The following is a 20,131-nucleotide window of genomic DNA, read 5'->3' as shown; positions in this document are numbered from 1 at the left end:
GAGATCATACAGCCAGTCAATTCTCCAACCATCGCCTTCGCGATGCCGTCAGATGGGCATACATTGCAGCCTGTGCTGCGAGCGGGTCGCGTGCTTCCAGCGCAGTCAGAATTGCCTCATGCTCGATCAGCGCCAGTGACCAGGTTTCGGGCGTCTCAAAGCGGCCGCGTATATGGTCCGAGATAGGACTATGGCGTTCGTCAAAGAGATTGGCGACGATCTCCGCCAGCACCGAATTGCCCGACTGTTCCGCGATGGTCAGATGAAACTGGCGGTCCTGATCAATCGGCTTGCGACCGCCGGCAATCTCCTGACGCATTGACTCGACAATCCGGACAAGCGCCGCAAAAACCGCATCGGTCATTGCGGCAGCGGCCTTGACGATAACAGCACTTTCAATGACGGCACGCGCCTGCATCAACTCTGTCGGACTCTCCCCCAGTGATCGCCCAGAGGCGGCGGACTTGCTGGCAGACAGGACATAAATGCCCGATCCCATGCGAATCTCGATTGTTCCGTCGATTTCCAGCGCAATCAACGCCTCGCGCAAGGACGGTCGTGAGACCCCCAGGGTTTGCGCCAGCTCACGTTCAGGTGGCAGCCGCGCCCCTGCCGGATAAGGGCCACTTTGGATCAGATGCCGAACCTGGTCGGCAATCTGTTGGTAAAGACGTTTGGGCAATGTCATTTTGGTCAGTCCAATTTAAAGAATTCCATCAATAAAACGATATTTATCCGAGATATTGCAGTGCATGCAAGCGAGAAAGAATAATTGGCTTGACCAATTATCGCAGCATGCCCTATGTCTGTCTACCGAAAGTCTGGGAGGCTTTCTCGAATTGGAGGACATCGCGATGGGAGGAGTGTCGCTTGCCGCTGGCGAGTGCAAACCCGCGCCGCTGCTTTTAAAACTGGAGGGCGTCACCAAGGAATTCCCTGGTGTGAAGGCCCTGCAGGACGTCAGCCTTGATGTCAGGGCCGGTGAAGTCCATGCGGTTTGCGGAGAGAATGGAGCCGGAAAATCCACGCTGATGAAGATCATCAGCGGCGTCTACCAGAGAGACGCTGGCAACATGATCTACAAGGGCGAGACGGTTCATTTCACCTCCACATTGCAGTCGGAAGCAGCCGGAATTGCCATCATCCATCAGGAACTCAACCTTGTTCCGCATCTCTCCGTTGCCGAAAACATCTATCTTGCGCGGGAACCACGGCTAAGTTTTATCGGTGGGGACTTCATGGTCAACAGGCGCAAGCTGCGCCAGGACGCCAAGCGATGCCTTGACCGTCTGGGGGTCGACATCAACCCCGACGCGCAGGTGCGCACGCTCTCCGTCGCGCAGCGGCAGATGGTCGAGATTGCCAAGGCCCTTTCGCTCAACGCCTCCGTTCTCATCATGGATGAACCGACCTCCTCGCTAACACAACAGGAAGCACAGCTTCTGTTTCGCGTCATCCGTGACCTGAAACGCGAGGGAACCGGTATCATCTATATCTCGCACCGGCTCGACGAAATGGCAGAGATCGTTGATCGCGTCACGGTGCTGCGCGATGGGCGCTACATCTCCACAGATGATTTCGATGCGATCACCGTGGACTATATCGTGGCCCGCATGGTGGGCCGCTCGCTGGAAGAGAAATTCCCGGCACCGACCCGTTCGCCAAGCAAGGACACCATCTTTTCCGTTTCGGGTCTTACCCGCCATGGCGTTTTCTCCGATATCGGCTTTGAACTGCGCCGCGGTGAAATTTTGGGCTTTGCGGGATTGATGGGTGCAGGCCGGACGGAAGTGGCCCGGGCGATCTTTGGAGCCGATCCGTTCGACAGTGGAACACTCCTGCTCGAAGGGCGGCCCCTTTCGATTTCCGACCCGCGTTCGGCCATTGACGCAGGGCTTGCCTATCTTTCCGAGGACCGCAAGGCGGGAGGCCTGGCCGTCAAGATGCCGGTCGATGCCAATCTGATGATGGCCAATATGGAGGCCGTCTCCAATCCGTTCGGCGTGATCGACAAGGAACTGCACCGCCAGTCGAGCCAGCACTATGTCAATCTGCTCAATATCAAAACGCCCAGCCTGAACCAACCCGTCCGCCTTCTGTCGGGCGGAAACCAGCAAAAGATCATTATTGGAAAATGGCTGTTCCGGCAGCCAAAGATCATGTTCTTTGATGAGCCGACGCGAGGCATTGATGTGGGTGCCAAGCTCGCTATCTACCGGCTGATGGATGAGCTTGCCGCCAAAGGCATCGGCATCATTCTGATCAGTTCCGAGCTTCCAGAAATCCTCGGACTATCGGACCGCGTTGCAGTTTTCCACGAAGGCCGCATCACCGCAACACTGACGACGCGCGAGACGTCGCAAGAAGAGATCATGCTGTATGCCTCCGGCCGTGTCCGGGAGAGCGCGCGAGGAATGACCCATGGCTGAGATCATCACCGACAAGCCACCGCAGGCGGACCAGAAAAAGGGCCACAAAAGGGGACTGAGCGACCGGCAAAAAGATATCATCCAGAAATTTGCAGCGCTTGGCTGCCTGGTCGTTCTGGCCGCCGTGTTTGCTCTTACATCCAATGCCTTCCTGAGCGTCAACAACGGCATGACGATTGCGCTACAGGTCACGTCGATTGCCTTTCTCGGCATCGGGGCAACCTATGTCATCATCACCGGGGGCATTGACCTCTCGGTCGGCTCCGTGCTGGCCCTTGCCGGGGTGGTCGCCGCCCTTGCCGTCAAGGAACTCGGCGCGCCGGTGTGGATCGGCATGGTGCTCGGCGTTCTCACCGGCACGGCCTGCGGCGTCATCAATGGCCTGGTCATTACCAGGCTGAAGCTGCCGCCGTTCATTGCGACCCTTGGCATGATGCTGATTGCACGGGGCGTCGCACTACAAATCACCGGCGCACGCGCCGTCTCGGGCCTTGGCGAATCCTTCGGGGTTTTGGGCAATGGTTCGCTGCTGCGCTTCGAAAGCATTGACGATCAAGGATTTCCAGTGGTCAGCTTTCCGGGCATTCCCTATCCCGTGGTGCTGATGGTCGTCATTGCCGTGGCCGCTGCCTTCGTGCTGAACCGAACCGTGCTTGGCCGGCATATCTATGCCACCGGCTCGAATGCGGACGCCGCCCAGCTCTCAGGCGTCAATGTCGCCCGCGTCACCGCCTTCACCTATATCGTCTCCGGCACGCTGGCCGGTCTCACCGGCTGTGTGCTGATGTCTCGTCTCGTCACCGCCCAGCCGAATGAGGGCGTGGCCTATGAGCTGGATGCAATCGCGTCTGCGGTGATTGGCGGAACCTCGCTGATCGGCGGTGTCGGCACGATTTCCGGAACCTTCATCGGTGCCTTTGTCATCGGCATCCTGCGCAATGGCCTGAATATGAACGGCGTCTCCGCCTTCACCCAGCAGATCATTATAGGCCTCGTCATTCTCGGCACCGTCTGGATCGATCAGATCCGCAATCGGAAATAATACCCGCCATCACGCGGGGATCAGAACGAATATGGGAAGGGAGGAGCCTTCCCCCGCATCGGTCCCCGGCAGGGCCCGTCACACTGAGGAGGAAAACTATGCGTAAACTAGCCCTGGCCCTTGCGGCGTCAGTCTTTACACTGTCGGGGGCGCTCACCGCTTCGGCGGGCGAAATCGCCGTGATCGTCAAGACCGTCAATTCCACCTTCTGGCAGAACGTCCAGAAGGGCGCGGATGCCGCAATTGGCAAGCAGAAGGCCCATACAATAACCTTCCAGGGTCCGGCTGCGGAATCCGCCATTGCCGATCAGGTCAATATGGTCGAAAACGCCGTAAACCGGAAGGTCGATGCCATCCTGCTTGCACCATCCGACCCGGACGCACTGGTCCCGGCGGTGAAAAAGGCCTGGGAAGCCCGCATTCCCGTCGTCATCATTGACTCAATGCTCTCGAAGGATGCCGAGAAATATTACCAGGCCTTCCTGGCAACGGACAACAAGGCAGCTGGCGAACTGGCGGCCAAGGCGATGATCCAGAAGGTTGGGACCGAAGGCAAGATCGCCGTGATGTCCTATGTCGCGGGTGCCGGTTCCGAAATCGGCCGCGTTGGCGGCTTTACCGACTACATCAAGGCCAACTCGAAACTCCAGATCGTCGGCCCCTACTATTCGCAGTCGCAGATGGCAACCGCGCTGAACCAGACGACCGACGTTGTTGCCGCCAATGCCGACCTGAAAGGCATATTCGGCGCCAATGAGCCGACCGCCATCGGCATGGGCCGGGCGATCAAGCAGGCTGGCAAGGCTGGCAAGCTCGTCGCTATCGGCTTTGACGGCAACCAGGACCTTCAGGAATTCGTCAAGGACGGCACGCTGGAAGCCACCGTTGTCCAGGGTTCCTATCAGATGGGTGAAAAGGGCGTGGATACGCTTCTGAAGCTTCTGTCGAAGGAAAAGGTCGAAAAGTTCATCGACACCGGCGTCGTGGTCGTCACCAAGCAGAACATCGACAAGCCGGAAGCCAAGAACGTGCTCTACTAAAGTTTGTCAGGGAAAAGTGGAACCCGGTTTTCCCGAAAAGACAAACGAAAAAAATAAGATCAGAGACTGTTTGGTTCAATCTGAACCTGACAGTCTCTGATGCAAGTGCGGCACGCGGGTTTACCCCGCGTGCCGTTTCCCCGGATTTTTCAGTGTATAGGCAGGACAATGCAGGTCAACGACAGGCGCAAGCTGCGCAATCGCGATGTTTCCTTCACGGTGATGGGTCTGGGCTGTGCGCAGATGGGCAATCTCTATCGCTGGACGAGTTACCAGGAAGCGCTCGGGGCCTTCGATGCCGCCTGGGATGCAGGCATTCGTTACTTCGATACCGCTCCATTCTATGGCTACACCCGCTCCGAACGCCGTCTCGGAACGATGCTGACCGAGCATGAGCGCGCAGACTACGTGCTCTCCACCAAGGTGGGCCGGGTGATGGTTCCCGATGAGACCGTCGGACCAGAGGAAGACACCTATATTCAGCCCCTGCCGTTCCGTCCGGTCTACGATTACACCTATGACGCCATTCTGAAATCCTTTGAGGCAAGCCAGCAGCGCACGGGCGTGCTGAAGCCTGACATTCTCTATGTCCACGACATCGGCCAGATGACGCATGGTGCAAAACACGGGCATTATTGGGAACAGTTGACCAAGGGCGGCGGGTTCAAGGCGCTCGGCCAATTGCGCGACGCTGGCCTCGTCAAGGCCATCGGCCTCGGTGTCAATGAGTGGCAGGCGGTCTGGGATGCTATGGATGCCTTCGATATCGATGTCGCCATGCTGGCCGGGCGCTATACGCTGCTGGAACAGGACAGCCTAAAACTGCTGGACCGGGCGGAAAAGGCCAATATCGGGATTGTGGTGGCCGGAGTTTTCAATTCGGGCCTGCTGGCGGGAAACCGCAAGTTCAACTATGCCGAGGCACCCGCCGACATTCTTGCGCGCGTCGCAGAAATCGAAGCGGCATGTGCCGCTGAAGGCGTATCGCTACAGGCAGCGGCCTTGAATTTTCCGCTGCTGCATCCCGCCGTCGTCTCCGTGGTATCCGGCGTCCGCAACGCCGAGCAGATCCGCGCCAACGTGGCCTGGATGCAGGAAGACGTCCCCTCCTCCGTGTGGCGATCCCTGAAGGACAAGGGCATCATCGCCGATGGCGTCCCGATCGGAGTGTGACCATGATCATCGATGCCCATCAGCATTTCTGGCTCATGAAAAACCGGCAAGGCCAATGGCCCCCACCGGAACTTGCCACCATTCACCGGGATTTCGGGACCGTAGACTTAGAGCCGCAACTGTCAGCGACGGGCGTTGGGGGGACGGTTCTGGTTCAATCACTGCCGAGCATTGATGACACGCGATTCCTGCTGGATCTGGCGCAACACCATGATTTCATTCTTGGCGTGGTGGGCTGGGTTGACCTGAAGGCGGCGGACGCGGCCACCCTCATCACGGAACTGGCGACCTATCCGAAGCTGAAGGGCCTGCGCCCGATGGTGCAGGATATTGCCGAGGATGACTGGATCGACGATCCCGCACTCGACCCGGCCATCGGGGCGATGCTGGCGTCGGGTCTCACCTTCGACGCGCTGGTTCTGCCCCGCCACCTCGCACCATTGGAGAGGTTTGCGCGCCGGTATCCCGCTCTTCCTGTCGTCATCGATCACGGGGCAAAACCCGTCATCGCCCAAGGGCTCTATAGCGACTGGCGCACGGCCATGACGCGGCTTGCCGACCTGGAAAACATCTCATGCAAGCTATCCGGCCTGCTGACCGAAGCCGGTGCGCAGCAGCCCGAAGCCATTCGTCCCTATGCCGAGACGATCCTCGAACTCTTTGGGCCGGAGCGGGTGATGTGGGGCAGCGACTGGCCCGTGCTGAACCTCGTCAGCGATTATGACAGCTGGTTTGCCCAGGCCCGCGCCATCGTGCCGGAAGCCGCACATGATCGGGTGTTTTGTGAAAATGCCCGCCGCTTCTATGGCCTTTGAGGGACCCATAGTGACTCGTTTTTAAATGAACTGAAGAAGGCACCAATGCTTGTTTCAATTTGCAGGTCCGGCGCAAAAGCGCATCACCGCTTTGCGGATCTGCCCGAGAGGCTGACATGACCCGCATTACCAATCTCACTGTTTTCGACCTGCGCTTTCCGACATCTGCAAGCCTCGACGGCTCCGATGCCATGAACCCGGACCCGGATTATTCAGCGGCATACGTGGTCCTCGAAACGGATGAGCCTGGCCTGGAAGGCCATGGCCTCACCTTTACCATTGGCCGCGGCAACGATATCTGCTGTATGGCGATCAAGGCCATGCGCCATCTGGTGGTGGGCGTGGATCTGGACGAAGTACGGGCTGCGCCTGGCAAGTTCTGGCGAAAGCTGACTGGCGATAGCCAGTTGCGCTGGATCGGACCCGACAAGGGCGCCATGCATCTGGCAACAGGCGCTGTCGTCAATGCCTTCTGGGATGCCATGGCAAAGCAGGCCGGTCTGCCGGTGTGGCAGTTCGTATCGACCATGTCACCGGAAGAGATCGCCGATATCGTCGATTATCGCTATCTCACCGATGCGCTGACCCGCGAGGAAGCTGTCGCGATTTTACGCAAGGCGGAGGACGGCAAGGCCGAGCGCATCGCGCTTCTCGAAAGGCAAGGCTATCCCTGTTACACAACCTCGGCCGGATGGCTGGGATATGACGATGACAAGCTGCGCCGTCTGGCGCAGGACGCCATCGACCAGGGCTTCGATCATATCAAGATGAAGGTTGGACGTGATCTTGAGGATGACATTCGCCGCCTGACGATTGCCCGCGAGGTGATCGGGCCGGATCGTTATCTGATGGTCGATGCCAATCAGGTCTGGGAAGTCGGCCAGGCCATCGACTGGATGAAAAAGCTCGCCTTTGCCAAACCTTTTTTCATCGAGGAGCCAACCAGCCCGGACGATGTGGCAGGCCACCGCAAGATCCGCGATGCCATTGCGCCAATCAAGGTCGCAACCGGCGAGATGTGCCAGAACCGTATTATGTTCAAGCAGTTCATCACCGAGGGGGCGATCGACATCGTGCAGATCGATTCCTGCCGGATGGGCGGGCTTAACGAAGTTCTGGCCGTGCTGTTGCTGGCGGCGAAATACGAAAAGCCGGTCTGGCCGCATGCTGGCGGCGTCGGGCTCTGTGAATATGTCCAGCATCTTTCGATGATCGATTATATCGCGGTCTCCGGCAGCAGAGAGGGCCGCGTGATCGAATATGTAGACCATCTGCACGAACACTTCATCGATCCCTGCATCATCCAAAACGCCGCATACATGCCGCCATCCCGCCCCGGCTTTTCCATCGAGATGAAGCCGGAATCGATTGCTGCCTATACGTTCCCCACACCAAAGGCAGTCTGACGCGTCAGTTTCCCAACACGCGACCCGTCATCCACTGAATAAAGGACATCCTGATGAAAGCGCTCATCTGCGAAGAACCCGGCCGCCTCTCCCTTATCGAGCGCGCGCCACCCCCGCGGGCAGAAAACGAGGTTCTCGTGCGCATCCGCCATGTCGGTATCTGCGGCACGGATTTTCACATCTATGCGGGCAAGCATCCCTTTCTGGAATATCCTCGCGTCATGGGGCATGAATTGTCGGGAACGGTTGCGGAGGCGCCCGCAGGCAGCCAATTGAAGACCGGCGATGCCGTCTATATTGTCCCCTACCTGTCCTGCGGCGCCTGCCATGCCTGCCGCAAGGGTCTCTCGAATGCCTGCCAGAACATCCGGGTTCTTGGCGTTCACTGTGATGGTGGCATGGCCGAATATGTGAGCGTGCCGGAAGAGAATGTCGTCCCGACGGGTGGCATTTCACTTGCCGATGCAGCGATGATTGAGTTTCTGGCCATCGGCGCTCATGGTGTGAAACGCGGTAACATCGGAAAGCAGGATCGTGTTCTCGTCACCGGCGCCGGCCCGATCGGCATGTCGGCAATCATCTTTGCCAAGGCAAGAGGCGCGCATGTGACTGTTATGGACACCCGCGAGGATCGCCTGGCCTTCGCCGTGGATCGCCTCATGGCGGATCAATCGCTGTTTGCCGATGCGTCGGCTGAGGCTGAAGTCGAGAGGATGACGGGTGGCGATGGTTTCGATGTGGTGATCGATGCCACCGGTAATGCCATTCCGATGCAGCGCGGTTTCAATTTCCTCGCCCATGGCGCACGCTATGTCCTGCTCTCCGTCGTTCGCCAGGACATCACCTTCTCTGATCCAGAATTCCACAAGCGCGAGGCAACGCTGATTGCCAGCCGCAATGCCCAACCCGACGATTTTGCCGAAGTCGTCCGCCAGATTGAGGCTGGCAAGGTGCCGACGCGGGCTTTGAACACCCATACCGGCCACCTTGATGATGGCGTCAAGCTTTTTAAGGAATGGTCCCAGCCTCAAGCCGGTGTGATCAAGGCCATCCTGGAGGTTGGGTAGGTTCAGAGGTTGGCAATTCAGGAGACAGACCGCACTTGAACCTGCCTGTTCTTTCGTGCCCTACACTCAACAAAATCCGTTGAGCTTAAGGATTTTATGGGCGTCGATCGAAGCCTGAAGCTTATCCTCGGAGTTTCTGTCGCCATTATTTGCATCCGGATGATGCATTTTGAGCTTCTGCTTATAGCGGCTTCTGATCTCTTCCGGCGTTGCATCCGGCGAAAGGCCAAGCGTCTCGAAAGCCTTCGCTTCCAGCACCTTGAGCTTACGACGCTGAGTATCCAATTTTTCCGCTTGGCGCTGTGCAGCACTTTTACGTGCGTTTGTCGCCTTTGCCGAGCCGGAGCGGGCTGTGGAAGGGAGCGGAATTTCCGACGGCTTATTGACGCTGGTCCCCCACGTCTGCAGCTTGCCGCTCGCCGCATCCTTCTGATAGCGCGCCGTTACAGGGTCAGACAGATTGGGTGCGAAATTGTAACCTTTGGTGTAGGTTTTCACATGATCAGCACAGAACAGCAGATAGAGGCCCTCGGCAATTTGGCCGACAGGAGCGCGATGCGTTCCAGCCTTGTCGCAGCCATCCCATTGGCATTTCGGACCTGTCGATCCACGGTCTGGAGCAGGCTTTTTACGCGTCGACCGAAGGCCAACAAAAATCTTTGAATCAGAGGTCATGCTGCCTTATATGGCTTTACCGCTACGGTCGGCAAGGAATTTGGACAAGGGTGCTTTGCAGAAAATGCGTCAGCCGTCACGATTGGTTGACCAATCAAGATAAGCAGCACTTCATCAGGTTATTGGACGGAACCTTTGGCGGCTGGAAGCGCAAGCACCGCACGCAAGCCAGTCGGGTCAATCCGCTCTAGTTGAAACGATCCCCCATAGAGACCGGCCATTTCCGTTACAATCGTCAGACCAAAACCATCGCCAGGAACCCGTTCGTCTTCCCGAACCCCAGGCAGGAGAACTGTATGGAGACGCTCTAACGGAATGCCGGGACCATCGTCTTCAACGCTGATCCTCACCATAGGTCCATCCCGCTCAGCAAGAACTGAAACATGCTCCGATGCCCACTTGAAGGCGTTGTCGATCAGGTTGCCAAACATTTCCTCGACATCCTTTTCGTCGCAGGCGACACACAATCCATCCGCCACTTCGGTTTGAAAGGTGATGCCACGATCCGCATGAATCAGGCTGATCGCGCCATAGACGTCGGCAATTGACTGAGCCACATTGGTGCGCGCAACCTTAGCCGCCGATGCCATCACCCGACGGGCGGCACTGAGATGGTGCTTGATCCTGTTGTCTATTTTAGCGACGAGGTCGCGCAGCGAACCGTCCTGATCGTTGCCGCTATCAAGCGCCAGCAGCAGGCTGGCGACGGGTGTCTTCAATCCGTGCGCCAGATTGGCAAATTGAATGCGTGTTGCGGCAAGTCTTTCTTCATTGGCCTCAATCAGCCCATTGGTCTTCGATGCCAGTGGCGCGAGCTCGATGATGGGCATATCGGGAAGCCGAGACCTTTCTCCACGGTTGATGGCGTCGATGTCGGCTGCCATCGATGTGAGGGGACGAAGGCCAAAGCGGATCTGCCAGAGCGTGCCAATCATTAGCACAGCGCCCAACAGCAGCATGCTGGGTGCCAGCCACAGCAAAGCGCGAATAGCGGGATCGGCGAGCGCCGCCTGAGGCGCGGACACTGTAATCGTCATGATGGCGCCACCGACATCACGGGTGCTCTGACGCAAATAGAGCGTTCGCACATGGTCATGACCCACTCCAGGGGTCGGCGTGGCGGTGATCATCTGGAAGAAATCTTGGCTTAGTGGCGGAGTGTCTATGGTTCCACCCAACAGCGAACGTGAGGTGAGTTGCTGCCCCATGCTCTCGATCTGCCAATACCAGCCTGATCCGGGGCGATCGAACGGCGGCGCGTCCAGCGGTGTAGAAAGCGTGAGCCTACCGCCTTCATCCCGCACCACCGCACTGGCCAGTGCGCTGATCTGGGTATCGAGGCGCTGATCGATCTGCTCGCGGATGACGGTTTTGAGCGCCAGCCACAGAACGGCAGACGCCACCAAGAGGGCCAGGGTCACGAAGATGCCGGAAAAAATCAGCAGTCGTCCGGCAATTGATCTGGGGCGGTTGAGCGTAGGAAACGTCATGGCTGCACCGGCGCTGTCAGCATATAGCCCCGACCGCGGACTGTTTCGATAATGTCAGAACCAAGCTTTTTGCGCAGCCTTGCGATGATGACCTCGATCGAGTTGGAATCCACCTCAGCGTCTCCGTCATAAACCCGCTCATTCAATTCGCGCCGATCAACAACCATCTCCTTCCTGAGCATGAGGCATGACAGGACCCGCCATTCCAGCGCAGTCAGTTTGACTGGAAGCCCATTCAGCTCAAACGTGCCGAGTTGAGCATCAAACATCAGCGCGCCACAGCAAATGCGTGAAGAAGCATGGCCAGTTGCCCGGCGCACCAAGGCCCGCAACCTCAGCACCAGCTCTTCAATTTTGAACGGCTTTGCAAGGAAGTCGTCCGCACCGGCCTTGAAGCTCGATACCTTGTCCGGCCAGCCGTCACGCGCCGTCAGGACAAGGACGGGGAGATTGCGTTCGCTTTCGCGCCACCCCTTTAGAACCGTGACGCCATCGATCTTCGGTAACCCGAGATCAAGCACGGCAATGTCGAACAACTCGGTCAGTCCGGCATGGAGCGCGTCCTCGCCATTGCGGGCGATGTCGACCACGAAGTTCTCCGACCTGAGCGCAGTGGCGATCCGGCCACTCAGGTCTTCATCGTCTTCGACGAGCAGTACGCGCATGAGAACTAACTTTCATTTGTAGGAGAAGAGCCAGACTTATCGAAAATGGCTGAACTGAATCTGAACCAGAAGGTTCAGCGGGGTAACGGCAGAGGAAGTGTAGATATCCCTGGAGTTTGTCAGGGGAAGTGGAAACCGGTTTTCCTGAAAAGACAAACGAACACGACAGACCCTAGACCATTTCCAACACAGCATGCAGCGGTTTTGCAGTCGGAAATGCTCTGGTCAATCACCAAGGAGAATGAATGATGACGGTCGAACATCCTAGCGACGAGCATCCGGAAAAGGCCGGCAGGCCTGCTCCTCCGCACGAGCGACGAAAACGATACTGGATGGCTCTTCCCGCAATCGCCGTGGCGCTCGCCATCGGCGCGGTTGGGGGTGCCGGTGCCATGAAGCTGGTGCGTCCCGCTCCCGAAATGGCTCCAATGTCTCCTGTTGCGATTTCAACGATGCCAACATCAAGTCTGGTCACCATCAAGGGAAAAGTCAGCGAGATTTACGGCAACAAGTTCATCCTGCAGGACGACAGCGGCAAGACTCTGGTCGAAACCGGACCGGCTGGAGACGGTGGAGGCCTTGTCACGAAGGATGACGTCGTGACCATCCAGGGTCGGTTTGACGATGGCGTCGTGCATGCGAGCTACCTTGTCGATAGCAGCGGGAAGACAGCGGCTCTTGGTCCGCCAGGTCCGCCGCCGCATAGACCGTTCGGTGACTTCGCCAATAAACCTGCCCCCTGAGCAACCTGAACCAAAAGCAGGCTGTCACGTTAAGTGATGCGCTTTCCATCCCCACCAAAGGAAAAACCTATGAAACGATATATTCTCTCCGCCGTAGCACTCGCTGCACTGGCCGGAACCGCGTTTGCCCAGCAGCCGCCAGCACCGCCGCAGCCACCAGCCCCACCAATCGCCGGCGGCATGGCCCCCGACGCCGATGCCGGAACCCCGCCACCGCCGCCACCAGGCATGCCAGGCGGTCCGGAAGAGCGTGCAGGACCTCCTCCGCGTGGCCCAGAAGGCCCGATGGGTCCCCGTGGCCATCGCCCACCACCACCGCCGGCACCTTCCAAGGCGGCCCATTTCCGGGTTGAAGATGGCGACACCAGAATTGACATCAAATGCGCTGACGATGAGCCAATGAAGGCCTGCGCCGATATCCTGCTTCAGGTTATTGATCGGTTGAATGGACCTGCACATCCCTAAGCATTATAATACTCGCTGTCGCACGGATGGTAACCGTGCGACAGCATCACCCAAAGCGGACAGCCACAAGCCCCGACGGCAATGGTGTAAAACGCCTGCACCTCATCACTCGTTCACGTCGGGCCTATGAAATCGAGCCGGTTTTGTCTGGGCCTCAACGGCTCCCTGCAACATGCTTGAGTACATTCCGGTCGTTCTGAACTCGGTCGGACTGGCTCCGAAATGACGCCTGAAAACCTTGGAGAAATAGTTCGGCTCTTCGAAGCCGCACATCGTCGATATCTCCTTTACGGAGAGATGCGAGCCCTTTGTCAGCAGTTTGACTGCTCTTTTCAGACGTTTGTGCAGCACGAATTCCGCTGGCGGCATGCCTTCGCTCGCAGCAAAGACCCGTGAAAAATGGGCTCGGCTGAGACCAGACACTGCCGCCAGTTGCTCAACGGAGAGAGACTGATCCAGATTGGCCGAGATATGATCGATGACATGCTGCATTGTGCGATATTCCGCGCTCAAGGTCGGATGTGAGCCAAACACATCGTCATAAAGCGCCATGGCGGCCTCATAGGCTATTGCAGAGGCCCGTCCCGGCGTCTCCGCGCCCCCGGCAATGAGGCGTTGGCTGCAATCGGCAAGATGCTCGACGGTCTGCTGGTTCAGGGTGAGAATAGGCCCCATGGCCGTGAGGATCGCGTTATGGATTCGCAGCGCTTCCTCGCCATTCATCGAAATCCAGAAGAACTCCCAGCGTCCTCCAGGCTCCAGCCAATAACGGTGATTATGCGGCACCAGGACCAGCAATGTCTGGCCCGGCGTGACCCGATAGGTGCTGTTATCATAGCGCAGGTTTCCAGCACCCGAAATCGTGTGCTGAAGAACGGTAAACGGTGTTTGCCCGCGCTTCCTGCCATCCCAGTCATAGGTGGCATCGCTGCGCACTTCATAGCCTGTGCTGGTGGGCATGGTATGCAGGCTATGGCGGCCCCGAGGCAGCGAAACGGTGCGCATGATCGGCCCAGCGTCAATCATCGTCTTTAGCACAGAATTACCCATGAAAGCATAATACCTCTCTGGCGGTCTGAACGATTTTACAGATAATGCCGCTCAAGAGGAAAATATACATTGATCCTGGCAATATTCGTAGGGAATGCGACCGGCACTTGACGGACGCTTCATTCCGCCTGTGCGAATCATTTTTACCCTATCGAGACAAAACGGTCTAACACATGTGGAGGAGCATTGTATGAGCAGCTTCAAGATCGCCATCATCGGGGCTGGCAGCGTCGGCTTTACCAAGAAACTTTTCACCGACCTTTTGAGTGTGCCGGAGTTTCACGATGTGGAATTTGCGCTCACCGATATCAGCCAGCACAATCTTGATATGATCAAGACAATTCTGGATCGAATTGTCGAGGCAAACAGGCTTCCTGCCAAGGTGACGGCGTCTACGGATCGCCGCGACGCCATTTCGGGGGCGCGCTATATTATCAGCTGCGTGCGCGTCGGCGGTCTTGGAGCCTATGCCGATGATATCAGTATTCCGCTGAAATATGGGGTCGATCAATGCGTGGGGGATACGATTTGCGCAGGTGGCATTCTCTATGGCCAGCGCAATATTCCGGTCATTCTGGATTTCTGCAAGGATATCCGCGAGCTGGCCGAGCCGGGTGCAAAATTCCTCAACTATGCCAACCCCATGGCGATGAACACCTGGGCGGCGATTGAATATGGCAAGGTCGATACGATCGGGCTTTGCCATGGTGTGCAGCATGGCGCGGAGCAGATCGCCGAGATTTTGGGCGCAGGTCCGGGTGCGCTGGACTATATTTGCTCTGGCATCAATCACCAGACATGGTTTGTCGATGTGCGCGTCAAGGGCCGCAAGATTGGCAAGCAAGAATTGGTCAATGCCTTTGAGGCCCATCCGATTTTCTCGCAGCAGGAGAAGCTGCGTATCGATGTTTTGAAACGCTTCGGGGTCTATTCAACCGAGAGCAACGGCCATCTGTCGGAATATCTGCCTTGGTACCGCAAGCGGCCTGAAGAGATTGCCCGTTGGATTGATATGTCCGACTGGATTCACGGCGAAACCGGCGGTTATCTGCGCTATTCCACTGAGACCCGTAATTGGTTTGAAACCGAGTTTCCGCAGTTTTTGGAAAGTGCGGGCAAGCCGCTTGATCCGGCCAAACGCTCCAATGAACATGCCAGCCATATTCTCGAAGCGCTGGAAACCGGGCGGGTCTATCGCGGCCATTTCAACGTGAAAAACAATGGTATCATCACCAATCTTCCCTCCGATGCCATTATTGAATCACCCGGATTTGTCGATCGCTTCGGTATCAACATGGTGGCGGGTATCACCCTGCCGGAAGCCTGTGCGGCCACCTGCATTTCCTCCATCAATGTCCAGCGGATGTCAGTGCATGCGGCTATTTCGGGGGATATCGATCTTCTGAAACTCGCAGTGCTGCATGATCCGCTGGTGGGGGCGATCTGCACGCCGGAAGAAGTCTGGCAAATGGTGGATGAGATGGTGGTGGCGCAAGCCGAATGGCTGCCGCAATATGCCCATGCCATTCCCGAAGCCGAAGAACGCCTGAGCCGTGCCACTGTCAAGACACGCGACTGGAAGGGCGTTGCCCGCCGCGACGTGCGCTCCATTGACGAATTGCGGGCCGAAAAACGAGCCACAGAGTTGAAGGCCGCAAGCTGATCCAGACAAAGCATGACATCCGGTTTCTGAGGAGGGGCTGAATATCATCATCAGCAAGGGAGCGCCGCACGGCTTGCGGCACAACTATAAGAAGTGAGGAGGGAACAATCACTATGAAAAGCGTCATTCACACTGGAAAGACCGCCGCCCTGTTGCTGGGCGTGTCGGTTTTTGCTGTTGCAGCCTTTGCATCCGAGCCGACCGTCGTGCCCGAAGCCCCTCCCTTTCCGGGGCAAGGCAAGATCACCTATGTGCCGCGGGATTCCATTGAGGAGTTCAAGGCTCTTCCGAGTTACAGCGAGCCGGATTGGGTGACGGAGAAATTCGTCAAAACTGGTAAACTGCCGCCGGTGAAGGAGCGCCTACCGAAAGAGCCACTGGTGTTCAAGACCGGCAATATGCCCGATGGCATCGGTGTCTATGGCGATACCTTGCGCCACGTGATTGGTGGCAGGCCCGAGGGCTGGAACTATTCGGCGGGCCAGACCCAAGGCTGGGGCGGTATCGACATTGCCATGTCGGAATGCCTCACCCGTACAGCCCCACTGTTTCAGGTGAAGGCCGATGATGTCGAACCTTTGCCCAATCTGGCCAAGAGCTGGGATTGGTCGGCGGATGGACACAAGTTAACCATGCATCTGATTGAGGGCGCAAAATGGTCGGATGGCGTGCCGTTCACCTCCGATGATGTGATGTTCTACTGGAATGACAATGTTCTGGACAGAAATGTCACGCCCTTGAACGGTGCTACGCCGGAAACATTTGGCGTCGGTACAACGCTGAAAGCCGTTGATGATTATACCGTGGAATGGACCTTCAAGGAGGCATTTCCGCGGCAATATCTGTTCGCTATGGCTTACGGAACCTTCTGCCCCGGCCCGGCCCATATCCTCAAAACAAAGCACCCGAAATATGCCAAGGACTTCACCTATGATCAGTATAAGAACGGCTTTCCGCCTGAATATATGAACATTCCGGTGATGGGTGCCTGGGTGCCCGTGTCCTATCGTTCTGATGATATGATCGTGCTGCGCCGCAATCCCTATTACTGGAAGGTGGATGAGCAGGGGCATCAACTGCCCTATATCAATGAGCTTCACTACAAGCTCTCGACGTGGGCCGACCGCGATGTGCAGGCCATTGCTGGCTCCGGCGACCTGTCCAATCTTGAGCAGCCCGAGAATTTTGTCGAAAGCCTGAAGCGGGCAGCGCAGCCATCTGCCCCTTCCCGCCTTGCCTTTGGCGCGCGTCTGATTGGCTATAATCTGCGGCTCAACTATTCGGCCAATGGCTGGGGTGATCCCGATGCGCGTGGCCAGGCCGTGCGCGAGCTGAACCGCAATCCCGATTTCCGCAAAGCCATTACCATGGCACTGGATCGTAAGAAGATCGGGGAATCTCTGGTCAAGGGACCGTTCACCGCCATTTATCCGGGCGGATTGTCGTCAGGAACGAGCTTTTATGATCGCCAGTCAACGATCTATTATCCCTTCGATCTGGCCGGTGCCAAGGCACTTCTGGCCAAGGCCGGGCTGAAGGATACCGATGGCGACGGCTTCGTCAATTTCCCGGCGGGCGTGGCGGGTGGTCAGGATGTGCAGATCGTTCTGCTGTCCACTTCAGACTATGGAACCGATCGCAATCTTGCCGAAGGCGTGATTGGCCAGATGGAAAAGCTCGGCCTGAAAGTGGTGCTGAACTCACTGGATGGTGTCAAACGCGATCAAGCCAATTTTGGCGGCCGGTTCGATTGGATGATCCGCCGCAATGATCCCGACATGACATCCGTGGTGCAAAACACCGCCCAATTGGCGCCGACCGGACCACGCACCAGCGGGCATCACCGCGCGGGGAAGGACGGCACGGTTGATCTGATGCCCTATGAGAAGCAGCTGGTTGCCATCGTCAACAGGTTCATTGCGTCTCAGGACAATGTCGAGCGACGGGATTTAATGAAACAGTATCAGAAAATCGCCACTGAAAATGTCGATACCATCGGACTGACGGAATATCCGGGTGCGCTGATCATCAACAAGCGGTTCTCCAATGTTCCAGTCGGCGCTCCGATCTTCATGTTCAACTGGGCGGAAGACACCATCATCCGCGAACGCATGTTTGTGGCCGCAGACAAGCAGGGTGATTTTGAGCTGTTCAAAAACCAGCTTCCCGGCAAGCCGGGCGAAAACAAACCTCTCAACTGATCAGCAGCGCTTCAGCCTGTGAATTTTGCGCAGGCTGAAGGCAACTCCCTGAAACACAAGAGAGCACATTCCCATGTTTAGATTTCTGCTGGTGCGCATAGCCTCTGCCATTCCTGTGCTGTTTGTTCTCAGCGTTGTGACCTTTGCCATCATCAAGGCCCCTCCGGGAGATTACAGCGATTATATCCGCTCCCAGATGATCAATCAGGGTGGTGCATCGTTTGAAGCTGCCGATGCGCAGGCGCAGGCCTATAAAATTGCCAATGGGTTGGATAAACCGATCCCCATCCAATACATCAACTGGATTACCGGCATCGTCACCCGGGGCGATTTTGGCCATAGCCTGTTCTACAACAAACCTGTGTCGGAAGTGGTGGGCGAGCGGCTGCCCCGGACATTGGCGCTGGCGCTTGTCTGCCATATCCTTGCCTCCATCATTGGCATCACCTTCGGAATTCTGGCCGCGACCCGGCAATATACCTGGGTGGATAGCCTGCTCTCGGGCATCTCGTTTCTCGGCATGACCGTGCCACGCTTTTTGATGGCGCTGATCATCGTCTACATCATGGTGTTCCATTTCAATGCTACGGAAATCAACAGTTTCAATTCCGCCAAATATGGTGGAGCGCCATGGTCCTTTGCCAAATTCCTCGACCTCTTGCAGCATGTATGGCCGGTGATTGCCATCGCCACCTTTGGCGGGCTGGCCTATAATATGCGGGTCATGCGCGGCAATCTGCTGGATACGCTGAACGCGCAATATGTCGAAACCGCCCGCGCCAAGGGCCTCAGCGAGCGACAGGTGATTTTGCGCCATGCGGTGCCAAATGCGCTGCATCCGCTGATCATGTATCAGGGCGTGGTACTGCCCTATATGCTGACCGGCGAGATCGAAACCGCGATTATTTTTGCCCTGCCAACCGTTGGCCCGGCCATTGTTGGCTCCATGTGGGTCGGCGATGTCTATGTCACCGCAACCTTCATGCTGGTTTTGTCGGCCACGTTGATTGTGGGCAATATCATTGCCGACATGCTGCTCGCACTTCTTGATCCACGGGTAAGATTGGGCGGAGGAGCACACGCATGAAAGCCGATGTTCAAACCATAGCCATGTCCTCTCCCGCCAATAATTCACACAGCAACGAAACCTATCTGGCGCTGGTCTGGCGGCGTCTTCGGCGGTCATGGACCGGAATGATGGGCCTTGTGCTGGTCTGCCTGCTGATGCTGATGGTGGTGTTTGCCGAGTTTTTCGCTCCCGTGGATCCGAAGCTGACCGGCACAGCCTTTGCGCCACCGCAGACCATCAGCATCACCAACCAAGAGGGCAATCTCGTATGGCCCCGCACCTATCCGCTGGGGGAAAGCACGGCGCTTGACCCTATTACCTTCCAGCCCATTTCAGGGCCAGACTATGATCACCCCGTCAATCTCGGCTTTTTCGTCAAGGGTTTCAGCTATAACCTGTTCGGTCTTTTGCCCAGTGATCGCCATTTCTTCGGTGCAACGGATGGCACACCGGTGAATTTTCTTGGCACCGATAAATTTGGCCGCGATGTGCTGTCACGTATCTTTTACGGCTCCCGCGTGTCCTTGATGATTGCCTTGACGGTGGTGTTTATTGTCACCGTGGTGGGTACAACGGTCGGCATGGTCTCCGGCTATTATGGTGGCCAGTTCGACACCTGGATGCAGCGTTTTGTAGAGCTGGTTCTGGCCTTTCCGCAATTGCCGCTTTATCTGGCACTGACGTCGCTGATCCCGGTGACCGCTCCCACCAATGTGTTTCTGGGCTTTGTCATCATCGTCATGTCCGCACTGGGCTGGGCGCAGATGTCGCGCGAAGTGCGCGGCAAAACACTGGCGCTGGCCCGCATTGATTATGTGCGGGCCGCCATGGCTATCGGGGCCACAGATCGGCGCATCATTCTGCAGCATATTTTTCCCAATGTGATGAGCCATGTCATCGTTTCTGTCACGCTGGCCATTCCAAGCGTGGTGCTGCTGGAATCCTTCCTTGGTTTTCTGGGCTTTGCGGTCAAGCCGCCGCTGATTTCCTGGGGCCTGATGTTGCAGGATACCTCGACCTATTCCGTCATTGGGTCCTATCCGTGGATCCTGTCTCCCGTGGCTTTCGTGCTGATCACCGTCTTTGCGTTCAATGCGCTGGGTGATGGCTTGCGCGACGCCGTTGACCCTTATTGAGG

Annotated in this window: 18 protein-coding genes; 13 read left to right on the top strand and 5 right to left on the bottom strand. The window is 57.1% G+C overall.

The window, feature by feature from the left end; all coding sequences use genetic code 11:
• Positions 1–16: 16 nt before the first annotated feature.
• Positions 17–688 (bottom strand): FadR/GntR family transcriptional regulator, encoded by a 672-nt coding sequence (locus AVCG78_RS17865; protein WP_071206963.1) that lies wholly within the window; start codon positions 686–688, stop codon positions 17–19.
• Positions 689–854: 166 nt separating this feature from the next.
• Here AVCG78_RS17865 and AVCG78_RS17860 point away from each other — a divergent pair, with 166 nt between their 5' ends.
• The 7 genes from AVCG78_RS17860 (at position 855) to AVCG78_RS17830 (ending at position 8,972) form a co-directional block, all read left to right on the top strand.
• The gene (locus AVCG78_RS17860) at positions 855–2,429 is read left to right on the top strand and encodes a sugar ABC transporter ATP-binding protein (protein WP_012653554.1); all 1,575 of its coding nucleotides are present in this window, start codon (positions 855–857) and stop codon (positions 2,427–2,429) included.
• Positions 2,422–3,471: an ABC transporter permease gene (locus AVCG78_RS17855; RefSeq protein ID WP_071206965.1), complete on the top strand. Its 1,050-nt coding sequence runs from the start codon at positions 2,422–2,424 to the stop codon at positions 3,469–3,471. The genes AVCG78_RS17860 and AVCG78_RS17855 overlap by 8 nt, the downstream gene beginning before the upstream one ends.
• Positions 3,472–3,569: 98 nt before the next feature.
• On the top strand, positions 3,570–4,511 hold the full coding sequence (locus AVCG78_RS17850; protein ID WP_071206966.1) for an ABC transporter substrate-binding protein: 942 nt from the start codon (positions 3,570–3,572) through the stop codon (positions 4,509–4,511).
• A 168-nt stretch (positions 4,512–4,679) separates the two neighbouring features.
• Positions 4,680–5,684, top strand: a complete 1,005-nt coding sequence (locus AVCG78_RS17845; protein ID WP_071206967.1) for an aldo/keto reductase — start codon at positions 4,680–4,682, stop codon at positions 5,682–5,684.
• 2 nt (positions 5,685–5,686) lie between these two features.
• Positions 5,687–6,499 (top strand): amidohydrolase family protein, encoded by an 813-nt coding sequence (locus tag AVCG78_RS17840; protein WP_012653550.1) that lies wholly within the window; start codon positions 5,687–5,689, stop codon positions 6,497–6,499.
• 116 nt (positions 6,500–6,615) lie between these two features.
• A complete protein-coding gene (locus AVCG78_RS17835; protein WP_071206968.1) occupies positions 6,616–7,905 on the top strand; it encodes an L-fuconate dehydratase in 1,290 nt (429 codons plus the stop codon).
• A gap of 53 nt (positions 7,906–7,958) precedes the next feature.
• A complete protein-coding gene (locus AVCG78_RS17830; RefSeq protein WP_071206969.1) occupies positions 7,959–8,972 on the top strand; it encodes a zinc-binding alcohol dehydrogenase family protein in 1,014 nt (337 codons plus the stop codon).
• A 66-nt stretch (positions 8,973–9,038) separates the two neighbouring features.
• On the opposite strand, the gene AVCG78_RS17825 is transcribed toward AVCG78_RS17830, so the two are convergent.
• From AVCG78_RS17825 to AVCG78_RS17815, 3 genes are all read right to left on the bottom strand, one after another.
• Entirely contained in the window at positions 9,039–9,647 is a 609-nt protein-coding gene (locus AVCG78_RS17825; RefSeq protein WP_070163452.1) for a J domain-containing protein, read from the bottom strand.
• A gap of 119 nt (positions 9,648–9,766) precedes the next feature.
• Positions 9,767–11,137, bottom strand: a complete 1,371-nt coding sequence (locus AVCG78_RS17820) for a sensor histidine kinase (RefSeq protein ID WP_071206970.1) — start codon at positions 11,135–11,137, stop codon at positions 9,767–9,769.
• Positions 11,134–11,802: a response regulator transcription factor gene (locus tag AVCG78_RS17815; protein ID WP_071206971.1), complete on the bottom strand. Its 669-nt coding sequence runs from the start codon at positions 11,800–11,802 to the stop codon at positions 11,134–11,136. The genes AVCG78_RS17820 and AVCG78_RS17815 overlap by 4 nt, the downstream gene beginning before the upstream one ends.
• 245 nt (positions 11,803–12,047) lie before the next feature.
• Between AVCG78_RS17815 and AVCG78_RS17810 the strand changes: the two genes are divergently transcribed.
• Together AVCG78_RS17810 and AVCG78_RS17805 are read left to right on the top strand one after the other, a co-directional pair.
• Positions 12,048–12,545 carry a hypothetical protein gene (locus tag AVCG78_RS17810; protein ID WP_139191574.1) on the top strand — a complete coding sequence of 166 codons (498 nt, stop codon included), beginning with the start codon at positions 12,048–12,050 and terminating at the stop codon, positions 12,543–12,545.
• 69 nt (positions 12,546–12,614) lie between these two features.
• On the top strand, positions 12,615–13,010 hold the full coding sequence (locus tag AVCG78_RS17805) for a hypothetical protein (protein ID WP_071206973.1): 396 nt from the start codon (positions 12,615–12,617) through the stop codon (positions 13,008–13,010).
• A 105-nt stretch (positions 13,011–13,115) separates the two neighbouring features.
• Here AVCG78_RS17805 and AVCG78_RS17800 read toward each other — a convergent pair whose 3' ends face one another.
• Positions 13,116–14,060 carry an AraC family transcriptional regulator gene (locus AVCG78_RS17800; protein WP_071206974.1) on the bottom strand — a complete coding sequence of 315 codons (945 nt, stop codon included), beginning with the start codon at positions 14,058–14,060 and terminating at the stop codon, positions 13,116–13,118.
• Positions 14,061–14,250: 190 nt separating this feature from the next.
• Between AVCG78_RS17800 and melA the strand changes: the two genes are divergently transcribed.
• From melA to AVCG78_RS17780, 4 genes are all read left to right on the top strand, one after another.
• On the top strand, positions 14,251–15,723 hold the full coding sequence (gene melA, locus AVCG78_RS17795) for an alpha-glucosidase/alpha-galactosidase (protein ID WP_071206975.1): 1,473 nt from the start codon (positions 14,251–14,253) through the stop codon (positions 15,721–15,723).
• 113 nt (positions 15,724–15,836) lie between these two features.
• Positions 15,837–17,924 (top strand): ABC transporter substrate-binding protein, encoded by a 2,088-nt coding sequence (locus AVCG78_RS17790; RefSeq protein ID WP_071206976.1) that lies wholly within the window; start codon positions 15,837–15,839, stop codon positions 17,922–17,924.
• 73 nt (positions 17,925–17,997) lie between these two features.
• The gene (locus tag AVCG78_RS17785) at positions 17,998–19,011 is read left to right on the top strand and encodes an ABC transporter permease (protein WP_012653539.1); all 1,014 of its coding nucleotides are present in this window, start codon (positions 17,998–18,000) and stop codon (positions 19,009–19,011) included.
• Positions 19,008–20,129: an ABC transporter permease gene (locus AVCG78_RS17780; RefSeq protein WP_071206977.1), complete on the top strand. Its 1,122-nt coding sequence runs from the start codon at positions 19,008–19,010 to the stop codon at positions 20,127–20,129. Before AVCG78_RS17785 ends, AVCG78_RS17780 begins: the two co-directional genes overlap by 4 nt.
• Positions 20,130–20,131: the final 2 nt, after the last annotated feature.

The sequence above is a fragment of the Gillisella vitis genome (assembly GCF_021559775.1).
In the GTDB taxonomy this organism is placed as follows: Bacteria; Pseudomonadota; Alphaproteobacteria; order Rhizobiales; family Rhizobiaceae; genus Allorhizobium; species Allorhizobium ampelinum.
The sequence above is the reverse complement of the archived record's forward strand: the minus strand, read 5'-3'. Positions and strand labels throughout refer to the sequence as shown.